The organism is Ensifer sp. ENS07 (assembly GCF_014852185.1).
Lineage (GTDB): Bacteria > Pseudomonadota > Alphaproteobacteria > Rhizobiales > Rhizobiaceae > Ensifer > Ensifer adhaerens.
Map to the genome: position 1 here is coordinate 1 of NZ_JACVBE010000011.1, position 12,605 is coordinate 12,605.

Here is a 12,605-nt window from a genome sequence, read left to right on the forward strand (position 1 = left end):
TCATGGTCTCGACCAGGCTGAAGGTCGTCATCCTTGCTCCCAACGTTGGCTTTGACCAGTGCGTCGAGAGGCGAGACTGTCGCATCTCTAACTGGCCCAACTGTCGCATTACTAAATAGCCACTACAAGTTCAGATCGCATAATCTGAATTATGGAACTGAATGTGATGTATCAAATATACCATCTAACGCATTGATCAAAATTCACTTCCTCGCGATATCTGGTTGAATCGATTTCGACCGCAGCCTCGATGTGGCCATGGCAGAACCCATCGTGAGGACGCCTGAGCCACTTCGAGCGTTGTTCGACGCCCTTGCATACGGCTTGAGGAGACGCGAGTGGCAGCCGCTTGTTCAAGCGTTGCGAGGCAGGACAGAGAGCACGCGCGCAATGAAGGCTGCAAACTCTTCCATGTAGCCACGGAGAAACTGCTCGGTCGTTTGCACCGTCACTTCTCCGTCGTCGGAAATCAGCCCCGGAGTGAATTGAATGTAGGCTTCTGGGGCGTTCATCTGCGGTGAATTGCAAAAGCTAAGAACACTGCGCAGTCCTTGTTGCGCTACCGCGGTTCCGATCGAGCCCGGCGATGTCCCGATGACAGCCGAAGGCTTGCGTGTGAAGGAGTTCTTTCCGTAGGGGCGACTCGCCCAGTCAATGGCGTTTTTTAGGCCACCCGGGATTGAACGGTTGTATTCCGGGGTTACAAAGAGAATGGCGTCGACCCCAGCCAACTCTTCTTTGAAAGCTCTCGCGACCGGCGGAAAATCGGCATCATAGTCATGGCTATAGAGCGGGAGCTCCCTGAACGATATTTCTGTCATTTCAAGCTGTGCAGGAGCCAACCTCACCAGTGCACGGGCGAGCTTGCGATTTATGGAGTCTTTGGCGAGACTACCAATCAAGTATCCGACCTTATGCGTTTGCATAATAATTCTCCCGATACCGTGACCTGTGGCGTGGACTGCAACGACAATGTAGCGCGTCGCGCCGTGACTGTCATGTTTCCAAGTCGCTGCAAACCCGATCTCAGAACTCTCTTAACGCGCCAGTATGCCGGCAGAACTGCAGCTTTCATCCGGAGCCGGTCGCCGCGGCGATCGGCATGGTATCCGGCGGATGCGGAAGGAAGAATGGCTACCTTTGAAAGAAGAACATCGTGCAAACTATAGCAACTGAACGACTGATATTGCGCCAATGGCGCGAGGACAATTTTGAGGCCTTCGCTCGATTCTGGGGGGACCCCGTCACCACCGCCTTCGTCGGGGGTCCGATCAAGCGTGAGGATGCCTGGCGAAGGATGTTGTCGTTCATCGGTCATTGGCACTTGCGCGACTTTGGCTTTTTCGTTGTCGAGGATAGTAAAACAGGTGAAATGGCGGGCTACTGCGGAGCGCAGCTTCCTTTGGACAAGCTTGAACCTGAATTGGGATGGGGCATTTACCCCCAGTTCCAGGGGCAAGGCTATGCTACCGAGGCGATGCATGCCGTTCTCGACTTCGCAGCCAGCAAACTTGGCTGGAGGACGGCAATAAGCCTGATCACTGATGACAATTTGGCTTCCCAAGCGGTCGCGAGAAAACTTGGAGGCGCGCTTGAGCGACACGTGGATATCAGTGGCATGCGCTACGGCGTATACCGGCACGTCTTTGGAGATTCGTCGATTTAGCCGTTCAAGGGATCCTCATCTGGTTCGGATACCTACAGCGTGGGTACGCCGGCAGCATCGCGCGTTGGCTCCGGCATTGCCGGAAGCAGGAGCAGGAGGGCCACCGACAGGAGGTGGATAGCACAGGCGACGAACGCGAGCGCCGCGAGCCCGGCTGCGATGATTGGCGCGGCGATGACGGTTCCAAGCGTGGTGATCATGAAGATGAAAAAGACGATCAGCGCCGATCCGCGCGCATTATTGGCACCCGAAGCAAGAATGCCGCGATAGAAGCCAATGGGGCCGCGAAGACCCAAGCCAATCGCCATGGGCGTAAACAATAGAGGCAACATCAGCGTGTTGGTACCGCCCATGAGACCGTAGGCGAACAGCGCAAGGGCACTCAAGGCAGCCATGACGGTGCCGGTCAGGATGACGTTTTCAGCGCCAAAACGTTCGGCAATCCGGGCGGTCAGATTGGCGACGATGATGAACCCGGAAATGTTGATGACCTGCATGATGATGAAGTCGTTCAGAGAGCCGCCCATCGACGCGACGATGACTGTCGGCGCGCCGAAGACGAAGGTGAGCAGTCCGCCGAGCGTCAGGGCCTGGCTGAGCGCGTATCGCATGAAGACGCGATCCGTGAGCAGTTGCCCATAACTACCGAGCGTGTCGGAGGGTTCTTCCTCACGGGGCAGCCCAAGCACGAGTATGAGGACCGCAGCGAGCATCGTCAAAACACCCAGCAGCTCGAATGACGATTGCCATCCGAAATGCGAAAGCAGCAGCACGCCGAAGATCGGCGCAAGCGCCGGCACCAGCGATTCCACGCTGCCGAGAAACCCGATGGCGCGCACCGCCGCCTTGTCGCTGAACAGCTGCCGGATCAACCCTGGGCCAAAGACCGGAGCCGCCGCAGACGCCACGCCTTGAACGAACCTCAGCGCGATAAGTGCCGTGATATTTGGCGAGAAGGCACAGGCGAGCGAGGCGGCTGCAAATCCGGCGAGCGAAGAGAAAAGCAGCGCCTTGCGCGAAAAGTGGTCCGCCAGGCGCCCATAAAGAAGCAGGCCGAGACCGCCGCCGCCGACATAGGCGGCAAGCACCAGCTGCGCGGTCGCCCGGTCAGTGCCGAAGATTTCAGGCAATTGCGGAACGGCCGGCAAGACGAGGTCGGTCCCTGCCAGCGATAGCGTTGCACAGATGATGAGAAGTGAAAACGTGATGGCGCGACGCGAATTTGTCATTGTCCGGAGTGCTCTTGGCGGATCTATCGTGACCGATGGGATTCGAGCGCAGACGCCCTGCCCGCCGAATTTTTTGGTACGCGGTTTCGGGGCAACTGGCGGTCATGGCAGGCTAGCAGGGGCAGAACAGCTCGGACAACGAATGAAATATTCGCGTCTCAGATGGGATCGATACTGGTTACCAGGCGGCCGACGCGCCCGTCGGAAATGCCTATTCGTTCCCATCGGATGATGCTCGGGGGGATCGGCATATCGGGGTCGTCGCTGCCGCCGGTCGTGAACTGGACGGCTCCCGACCAGACCTCTTCAAACCAGCCAAGTTCTTGCAGTTGAAGCTCTATCTCGATGATTTCCGCCGTCGCGTATCGCCATAGCGAGACGCCGAAAAAGGACGCGGCAGAGATCCGCCACTGGGCTTGCCTGGCCGGTGAGACGCTCAAAAGCGCATGGGTGTCGTCGCAAACAAGGTGAACCGGAAACGGCGCCGTTTCGATGAGCCGACGCAATGTCAAGTCTATCCCGACGCTCTCATGCCGCTCGAGCAGCGTCTCGACCCGGGCCCGGGCCTTTGCTGAAGGCTCATGCTGGCCGGCTTCCCATCGCGATAGCAGACCCTGCGACACGCCAAGATCCGCCGCCAACGTTTCCTGCTTGATCTGCCTGAGCCTGCGGAAGCGTCGAAGCCGGCATCCGAGCGGCAAAGCGCAAACCTTCAGATCAAGCTCCATACCTTCCTCGCGACAATAGCCCTCCCCCGTTGAATAGCAGGGACGCTTGGTCGGTTGTCAACAGACACCCGACGCCAGCGTCTAGCTCGATGTTGGGACGGTGGCATCTTCGACGCTCACTTTCGCCTGACGTCGAGGCCCAACGCATCGGCGATGATGATCGCGTCCTTGAGACGGACGCTTTCCGGAGCAATGGGCGATGACGTCATCCGGCTGTCGGGAATGAAAGCGGTTGGTCGGCACGTTGCTCCAGGGGAGATCACGGCGTTACGGGCCGCGCCATTGTCAAAGCGCAAGCCCTTGCAATCCGAACAATCGGACAGAGCTTGGACCTGAAGGGCAGAGAGTTGGCTTGATGGAAGGAGAGCTTTCTCGACGAGGGTCGCATAGCCAACATTCTCGTGGCGGCTTGGCGACGTTCGGCGCCACTACGGCCGAAGATCAGGCGATGGGCCCCTCATGCTTGTCAAAATCGCCTGAGCGGGCCCACCCCCTGCAGAGTTCGCTGTCGGCAGTGCAGTTACAGCGCCGCCGGAGCGGCTTCAGCGCGGTGCAACTGCGCCCGCATAAAAACCGCCGTCGCCACCATAGTAATCCTGTCTGACACTGGTCGCACCGCCGCCGGTCTGGGAGCATCCGGCAAGCGCGGAGAGTACGAGCAAGAATGTGGCAATACGCATTGAGTTTGATCCTTTCTTGGCTGTCACACACATAGTCACAGGCAAACGCCCAGACAACCCGGCGACGACACGACTTTCAACCAAACCCTGTATCCGAACGATCACGATACTGAAACAAAGGCGCACATCCTCTCTCTCGGCGCGCCCTACGCCGGCAAACTTCTTGAGCTACAAGATTTAAGAGAGAAACGATCGCAGCCGACACCACGATCGCCGAAGCGCTCGCGCAAATGGATTGGCTGGCACGCAAGACGCTGTTTGCCGAGGACGCCGAGGGCCACCCCAAGAGGTCGGCCGAGCGGGTGCAATCGTCACGCGTCGTCTGGTTCAACTAACGACCAGTACCGCCAAGACTGCTTGACGTCACGGTCATCGACCTCGCGTGCGCGTCTGATCAGACGCGCAATCGGAGGCGACTCAAGGAGACAGGCAGTAGCCGCCTGCGTCGTCGCGCTTAGGCCGCTTCGAGAGCGTTGCGGGCTGACCCTTTCGTCTCGATCAGCGTGCGCGCGACGATGTCGTGGTTGAGCCACAGGACAGGGCCCGATGGCGCCGAGCTCTCACCAAAGATGAGCTGCCCAACCGCTTCGACCACCAGCCGGCTCAAGAGGTCGGAGATCAGCGCCTTGCCGTCCCGGTGCATCGCCGTGATTTCGCTCGATGTACCGATCGTCAGGTCGGACTGTCCCGGATTATTCGGCATTGGCCAGGACGAAAAGTCGTAGAACGGCCGCATCACTTCGCTCGTCTGCATATCGGAAATCTTCCGCAAGACGTCATCGACAGTGAAGCCATCTGCCAACAAATCCTGGCAGGCCTGCCATCGCTGCGCGACCCATTCGCCACCGCCCTCTTTTTTCAGCGCGAGCAGAAGCGGAATGAGGGGCAGCTCGATGCCGGCGAACACGTCGGACGAATTGGTGCGGATCTCAGGGCAATTGTAGACCGTCGCCTTAATGCCCTTGTTCCAGGCTTCCTCAGCGATGCGCTCCAGGCGCATCTTGGCGTAGCCCTGCGTGTAATTGGTATAGGTCTGCCAGCGGTACTCGTTAGCAACGAGAATGCCCGTACCGTGGTAGCCAAACGCCGAATAACGAACCTGGCCACCGGAAGCTTCGATGCGCGCCCGGATGGCTGTGCTCAGATCGATCAGGTGTCGGAACGTGTTGGCCGAAACCTCGTCGAAATTCTGAAGAATGAGCTTGCCCAAATCGCTGTCGAGCAGCGTTTGCGACGACATGTGGCGCGCGCCACGTCCCTTGTAGACGCGATTGGCGATGACCATGAACACCTTGGCCTTCGGGATGCCACCGGCCATGGTGTGCGCGAAGAAGACATTCCTGCCATCAGCGATCATGCCATCGAGGATCCCCATGACTTCAGAAAGGGCATTCTTGAACCGTTCGACGCCGACGTTTCGGCATTTCTCGATGTGCGACCAGTCGAGCTTCTCGTCTTGCCACGTCTCGAGCGTCATCTTCGCGAGAAGGTCGGTCGGAGTGGGCTCGCCTTCAGGCGCGTCAAGATCGAAACCGGCCATGATCGGCACGTTGATGATCTTGCCTCCGAGCCGGGCTTCAGCCGCCGCAAGTTCCTCGTCGTTCAGTGGCCGCAGAACATTGGCTTCGTCTCGTCTGCCAACCGTGATCCCGACAATTTCCATGCCGGCCTTCTTGGCTTGGTCGACCAGATGGGTGGCATAGCCCCGATCGAACAGCTCACCAAACAGAACGAAAACATCGCCTGGACGGAAAATGTTCGTCCGCGGGAAGTGCGTCAGAGGGTTCGGTTTCTTCATACTGCCGGTTCTCTCAAAGCTGGTCGCGGAGCAACCAAACAAACTACGTGATGAACCACTGCACTGATTGGCGGCAAGTGGGAAGTGACAATAAGTATCGTTACAATTCAAACCGTGAGCGGAACGGAACGGCAGTGGCGTCCATTCCAGCCCCGCAGCGATCCGGAATGGTGAACTTTCCCCGTGACCGTTCACCGCTTCGACTCACCGCTTCGACGTGATTTCTGCCGGCCCCGGATCCTGTCGTGGCCCGGCTGAACGTGGCCTGCGAAACCAAACATATACTCCTGGGCGCACGCTACTTTTCAATCCGCAGGACGATGAGGTCAGACTGTTTGACTGATGATACGGGATGAAGGCCCGGCCCAGCGCTGCCTGTCATGATGGCATCGAACAACGGCATCTTCTCGCTTCCCACGAGCCCTAACGGCGACCGACAAACGGCCAGGTAGTCGAACCCGGCTAAAAGAGCATTCCGCTCATTGTTGCTACTCGACATAAAGGCCCGAAGAACCCGTCCGATGGCTGGCGCGGCCCGGTGAAAGGGAACGCTCGACACCGTAAGGCTGTCCTGCGACCTACGGGCGATCTCAAGCCCCAGTGCCGGCGGCGTCATCACTTGTCCAGGTGGAAGGGTAGCAAGCAGCGAGAAATCCGCCCCCTTGCAATCATTCCAGAGCAGGTGGTCAAAAGCATCCGTAGTCTTACGCTCAAAAGGCACGACGAAGTAGAATGAGGTGGCCATCACAACAGCCATCCCGCCAAACGCAGCCAACCGCCTAACCGCCACCTGGCTGTCTTCGCGAGTTACCGACGCCGCAGCCGGCAGCAACAACGGAACGACGGCAGCAGAGAAGCGCAAATACCGGTTGGAGACCAACGCGGTCAGGAGGAGCGCTGCGGCGACAGCATAGATGATAGCGAATTGCGGATTTGCCGTTCGGGGGGCGTTCAACGCGCGCTGCAAGCTAACAGCCAGGACGCAGCTGAAAATACCCAGTAGAGCAAGTGAGCCGTAGTCCCCTGTTCGGAAAAACTCCAGGGCACTCTTTTCCTGGTCGATGCGATCAAACCAATATATCCGGGCCAGATCGTCGATGGCTGCATATGGGCCGGCCAAAAGCTGTGGATAGGCGAACAACAGCACAGCCGATAGCATCGAACCGGCGGTAGCCAAAAGTCCAAACTTGAACGCCGCGCTCGAAGCCTCCGGCACCAGCCATAAGGTCACGGTTGCGATCGCTCCAAAGCCAAGCAGTGCGAATGCAAATGGTGCGGAGAAAGCATCGTTCTCCACACGCCAGAACCCGGAAGGACCGATTACCAAAAAGGTCAGGATGGGTACCGCAACCAGGCATGTGATGGCGGTTGAGGCAAGCATCGTTCGGGTGCCATCCAAACCCGCGGCCCACGCTAGTGCCAAGGCTCCCAACACCAGCGCGATAACAGGCAACGTCTCCAGGCCTACCAAGAGCGAGATCGTCGCTGAAATCGCGACGACCGCCCCGCCTATGCGATCGAACCTAGCAATCCCGTATATCAACGTGAGCAACAGCATCATCTGCAAGTTATGGTGGTCAATGCGGCCAGGACTAAATTCCCAGATCGCGAAGGCCATAAGGACGAGGACGGCGCATAGCATTCCGGGCGAAAGCTCACCTTTTCGTGGCGCTATCCGGCTCAAAACCCCAACAACCCCAATGGTGAAAAAGACTGCCATTGCGGCTGGCCAAACCTGGAAGGCCACCGCGAGCGCGTCTTCCGCTCCCAAGGCGGACTGAAGAGAGAAAGCTATGAGCATGTAGGGAAGGTCAACTATTCGCGACCAAGGCGAAATATACGGCTCGGGCATCAGGATCCGCGGTATTGCCGGCCTAAGCCACCCGCCATCCTCAAGGAATGCCTTGATTTGCAGACCCCGCAAACTGTCGTCGATGTCAGCGTTGTGAATACGCTCACCGGACAAATCGAACCCGATGAGTAGGCCGACGATAAAGATGCAGATCAGCCAATACCCCGTTGCCGACCAGCGTTCATCAACTCGCGCGACACTTGTCTCGCCGACAACTAAACTCATGGCAGATGAAACTCGTGTGAAGCGCCCAAACTCACACGAGATTGCCTACATCTACTCTCTTAATAAGTGTGTAATTTTAGGTTGCGTGCGAAACTCTGCCTCAAGGGCAACCTTGCTTAACTCGGTCTGCGATGGGGGCCCAGAGACTTCACAATCGACATTCACTGCTTCGGTCATCGTTCTGTATTCTCGAAGAGAAAAGCGCAATTGGTTCGCCTCAGCAATGCGGAACACTGATCTCAGCCGATGCGGGTGGGAACGCAAACCATTCCCTGATGTTTTCGCGAGTTAGGTTTGTCCAACGGCCGATTATTCACACTCGACATTCTCGAGCGGTTCCTGTGAGAATTGCCTGGACTTTCGCAATGCAGCATATATCTGCCATCGCTAATGCCGACGGTGTTTCAGGAGACCTTATGCCCAATGCTCACAGCGAAGCTGTCGGACCTCGATCGGGAACGCAGAGCTTTCTCGTTCTACTGCTTGGATGCATCGGCGTTGTCTATGGCGATATCGGAACAAGTCCGCTCTACGCTTTTCGGGAGGCCCTTCGTCCCTTCTTGAACGACGGGGCGCAGCCTGACGAAGTCATCGGTCTCATTTCCCTGATGGTTTGGACGTTGACGTGTATCGTGACGTTCAAATACGTGCTTTTCCTCCTACGCGCCGACAATGACGGTGAAGGTGGAACATTGTCGCTTCTCGCGCTCTTGATGAAGAAGACCGGCAGTTTCATGCCCGTGTTGTTTTTCGCGGGCCTAATCGGGGCGGCCCTGTTTATCGGGGATGCCATGATCACCCCTGCCCTCTCGGTCATGTCGGCGCTCGAAGGCATGAAACTCGTCACACCAGCCTTTTCGGACTACGTGCTTCCCCTTGCTGCGGTCATTATGGTTGCATTGTTTGCCGTGCAGTCCAAGGGTACGGAAGCGGTCGCAAGGTTTTTCGGGCCAATCACGGTTGTGTGGTTCCTCGCGATGGCGTGGGGCGGTCTCATCCACATCGGCGACGACTGGACCATCCTGCAGGCTCTGAACCCGATCAACGCCCTGTGGTTCATCACGCATGCAGGCTGGGCAGGTCTGATCGTGCTTGGCGCCGTCTTCCTGACGGTCACGGGAGCCGAGGCCCTTTATGCAGATCTCGGCCACTTCGGGAGGAAACCGATCAGCACGGCATGGTTTATCCTTGTATTCCCCGCATTGGCGCTGAACTACCTCGGCCAAGGCGCGCTCGTGCTGAGCCACCCAGACGCGGTCAACAACCCATTCTATCTTCTCTATCCAGACTGGGCGCTGCTGCCGATGGTCATTCTCGCGACCATGGCGACAATCATCGCTAGCCAAGCTGTCATCACGGGAGCGTTTTCCCTCGCTCGCCAGGCGGTCCATTTGGGCTTTCTTCCTCGACTGCTGATCAAATTTACGTCCGAGACCAACACCGGCCAGATCTATGTCCCTGCCGTAAATGCGCTGCTGTTCGTCGGGGTCATCGTGCTGATTTTCTCGTTCGGGGACTCAGAGTCTCTCGCGACCGCGTATGGAATCTCGGTCACAGGCGCGATGGTTGTGACAACAGTGATGGCGTTCCAGTTTCTCCGCTCCGTCTGGGGATACTCAACCGTTCTGGCTGTACTGCTTCTAGCGCCATTGCTCGTCATCGAGAGCGTCTTCTTGCTTGCCAATCTGTTCAAGATTCATGATGGCGGCTGGGTGCCGGTGGCATTGGCACTGACAATCATGGTGGTGATGTGGACTTGGACGCGGGGATCCGCAATGCTGCGCGAAAAGACCGCGCGCAACGATATCCCGCTGGAAACATTCATCCGCTCGATAGAGAAGTCCACCCATGCGCCCCAGACCGTTCGAGGGACGGCAATCTTTCTAACCAGCGTCGGCGATAAGACACCCGCCGTTCTCCTCCACAACATCAAACACAATCATGTCCTGCACGAACGCAATGTTATTTTGACGGTTCGCACATCCGAGCATCCGTATGTCGCGCAGGAAGACCGCGTCTCAATGACTGAACTGTCAGACAGGTTTACAAGGCTCGAGCTTTGCTTCGGCTTCATGGACGAACCGAACGTCTCGAAGGCGCTGTCACTGTGCAAGAAGGCAGGTTTCAAGTTCGAAATCATGCAGACCTCTTTCTACCTCGGGCGCAGGACCCTTATTGGTGACCCAAACTCAGGTCTGCCCGGCTGGCAAGACAAGCTCTACATTGCACTTGCAGGTCTCGGCATCGATCCATCTTCCTATTTCAAGCTGCCAGCCAATCGCGTGGTCGAGATTGGCGAGCAAGTCACGATCTAACCTTGGGTCAGATGCTTCACGCTGCGATATCAACTCCCGGAACTTCAAAAAATGCCAGTCGTCGCCTCCTACATGTATCGTTCGGGCAAGCGCGCCGAAGAAATCCCGCTTGCCGCCAAACCATTCGAAGCATCAGGTAGCGACTTCGCCTGGATCGGTTTGACTGAACCGACAAAGCAGGAAATGGCCGACCTTCAGGCCATGTTCGCTCTTCACCCACTTGCCGTCGAAGACGCCCTCAACGGCAATCAGGTGCCGAAGGTGGACATCTACGGCGACCAGTTGTTCGTGATCGTCAAGACGGCCCACCTTGAGGGTGACAAGATCACCTACGGCGAAACCTGCATTTTCGTGGGGAAGCACCACCTGATTTCTGTTCGCCACGGATCTGCCCGCTCCCACAAGGAACTGCGCCAACACCTGGAACAGTCGCCCCAGCTTCTTGAGCACGGACCGGACTATGTCCTGCACGGCATCATCGACTTCGTTGTCGACGGCTATTTGCCGGTGGTCGAAACGCTTGAGGACAAAGTTCTGGAGCTCGAGAAACACGTACTTGTGTCCTTCCTGCAGCCCGAGCAGATCAGGCGCATCTTCCGGATGCGCCGTCACGTCATTCGCTTCCAGCGGGTGCTCGGGCCGATGGGAGAGGTGGCGGGTAAGCTAACTCATCTCGAGTTGCCCTGTATCGACGACAATGCCAAGCCATTCTTCAAAGACGTTCTTGACCATGTCAGACGTGTGGAAGGCCTGGTAGGCGGCCTTCGCGAGATAATGACGTCCGTGTTCGAGGCCTCCAATCTCCTGGAGCAGCAACGACAGGGCACCATCACACGGCAGCTTGCAGCCTGGGCCGCAATTCTTGCCGTACCGACAGCCATTGCCGGAATCTACGGGATGAACTTCGAACACATGCCTGAACTGGCAACCCGTTACGGCTACTTTGCCGTCCTCGGTGTCATTGCGACGCTCTGCTCTATTCTCTACTGGCGGTTCAAAAGGTCCGGATGGCTGTAGCCAGCGGAAATATCTTTCCGTGGGTTTCGTTTGGTGTCGACACCGCGGCATTGCAGCATGCTATCGGGTAAAAGCTCTGTGTGATGGTATCTCTTGGTGCTCTCGGACAATCCGGCCTTACCTCCGGCCCGCCTCCCCCATCTTCCGGCAAGTGACCTCCCGGCCTTCCGGAAGTTCGCCGAACTCTAGCGGCGCAGGCCGAGCTTGACGCGGAAATCGGGACCGGTGCCCTCTAGGAGATTTGCAATGGCGACCAAGCGCAAGTTCAAGAGCGATGCCTTTGAGGCGATCCATAGCGCCGTCGAAGACATGTCCGCGGCAGGCACCCGTTGGGTCCTATACGTCGCCGGCAGCGTCACTTTCGCCTGACGTCGAGACCCAGAGCCTCGGCGATGATGATCGACTGGTCGATCGTGATGATCGCGTCCTTGAGGCGAAGGTTCTCCGGATCGAAGGCGGTGAGGTCGCTGCCCCTGAGGTCGCAGGTGGTAAAATCTGCCCCATGCAGCCAGGCACCGGAAAGATCGACGTCCCTGAGCGAGCCGCCTTTGCAGGAGGCGCCGGTCAGATCCGCTTCCCGCATTCGCGTTTCCTTGAAGGATGCGCGGCCGAGAGCAGCGCCTGGCAATCCGGTAAAGGACCAGTCGCCGCCCGTCACCTGCATCTGGTCGAACTCGCAAGCGTCGAACATGCTTCCGACGAACTTGCACTCCTTGAAGCGGCTATCGAAGAACTTACAGGAGACGAACGTACAGTTCACGAAGGCGCTCGCCTGATGTGACGATGCATTGAACCGGGCTCGCCGGAAGGTGCATTCGTGAAAGACCACGCCGACGGTCTGCGCCTCGGTCAGGTCGAGATCGACGAACAGCGTGTTGTCGTATCGCTCGCGCTCGATCTGGCGACCGTACCAGTCGGCGCTTGCGATCGTGCTGTCGGTCTTGGGCGGCGCTTCGCCGTATCGTCGTTCAGCCATATCCATCCATCTGCGGCCCCGCACCAAGCGCAATGCCTTTTGTTGCTTCGCCGCTGAGCATTTCCATCTTCGCGATGTTTGGCAATGCCGAAAAGTCGAGCGCACGAGCGAAGCCACCG

Annotated in this window: 9 protein-coding genes and 1 pseudogene; 4 read left to right on the top strand and 6 right to left on the bottom strand. The window is 57.8% G+C overall.

Annotated features, from left to right (window positions below):
- Positions 1-353: 353 nt before the first annotated feature.
- On the bottom strand, positions 354-926 hold the full coding sequence (locus IB277_RS26575) for an NADPH-dependent FMN reductase (RefSeq protein ID WP_060530106.1): 573 nt from the start codon (positions 924-926) through the stop codon (positions 354-356).
- Between the two features lie 230 nt (positions 927-1,156).
- Here IB277_RS26575 and IB277_RS26580 point away from each other — a divergent pair, with 230 nt between their 5' ends.
- The gene (locus tag IB277_RS26580; protein ID WP_060517877.1) at positions 1,157-1,666 is read left to right on the top strand and encodes a GNAT family N-acetyltransferase; all 510 of its coding nucleotides are present in this window, start codon (positions 1,157-1,159) and stop codon (positions 1,664-1,666) included.
- 32 nt (positions 1,667-1,698) lie between these two features.
- On the opposite strand, the gene IB277_RS26585 is transcribed toward IB277_RS26580, so the two are convergent.
- The 4 genes from IB277_RS26585 to IB277_RS26600 form a co-directional block, all read right to left on the bottom strand.
- Complete coding sequence (locus IB277_RS26585; RefSeq protein WP_034796380.1) at positions 1,699-2,895, bottom strand: MFS transporter; 1,197 nt, start codon at positions 2,893-2,895, stop codon at positions 1,699-1,701.
- A gap of 158 nt (positions 2,896-3,053) precedes the next feature.
- Positions 3,054-3,623, bottom strand: a complete 570-nt coding sequence (locus IB277_RS26590) for a helix-turn-helix transcriptional regulator (RefSeq protein ID WP_192372031.1) — start codon at positions 3,621-3,623, stop codon at positions 3,054-3,056.
- A 1,134-nt stretch (positions 3,624-4,757) separates the two neighbouring features.
- Entirely contained in the window at positions 4,758-6,101 is a 1,344-nt protein-coding gene (locus IB277_RS26595) for a hypothetical protein (protein ID WP_192372140.1), read from the bottom strand.
- Positions 6,102-6,399: 298 nt separating this feature from the next.
- Positions 6,400-8,178, bottom strand: a complete 1,779-nt coding sequence (locus tag IB277_RS26600) for a hypothetical protein (protein ID WP_192372032.1) — start codon at positions 8,176-8,178, stop codon at positions 6,400-6,402.
- 416 nt (positions 8,179-8,594) lie between these two features.
- Here IB277_RS26600 and IB277_RS26605 point away from each other — a divergent pair, with 416 nt between their 5' ends.
- The 3 genes and pseudogenes from IB277_RS26605 to IB277_RS38260 form a co-directional block, all read left to right on the top strand.
- Entirely contained in the window at positions 8,595-10,493 is a 1,899-nt protein-coding gene (locus IB277_RS26605; RefSeq protein WP_029742790.1) for a potassium transporter Kup, read from the top strand.
- Between the two features lie 51 nt (positions 10,494-10,544).
- Positions 10,545-11,510, top strand: coding sequence for a magnesium and cobalt transport protein CorA (locus IB277_RS26610; protein ID WP_029742789.1), 966 nt, complete (start codon positions 10,545-10,547; stop codon positions 11,508-11,510).
- Positions 11,511-11,756: 246 nt separating this feature from the next.
- Positions 11,757-11,837: pseudogene (locus tag IB277_RS38260) on the top strand (transcriptional regulator); the annotation flags it as partial.
- Positions 11,838-11,865: 28 nt separating this feature from the next.
- Here IB277_RS38260 and IB277_RS26615 read toward each other — a convergent pair.
- Positions 11,866-12,486 carry a pentapeptide repeat-containing protein gene (locus tag IB277_RS26615; RefSeq protein ID WP_034796525.1) on the bottom strand — a complete coding sequence of 207 codons (621 nt, stop codon included), beginning with the start codon at positions 12,484-12,486 and terminating at the stop codon, positions 11,866-11,868.
- Positions 12,487-12,605: the final 119 nt, after the last annotated feature.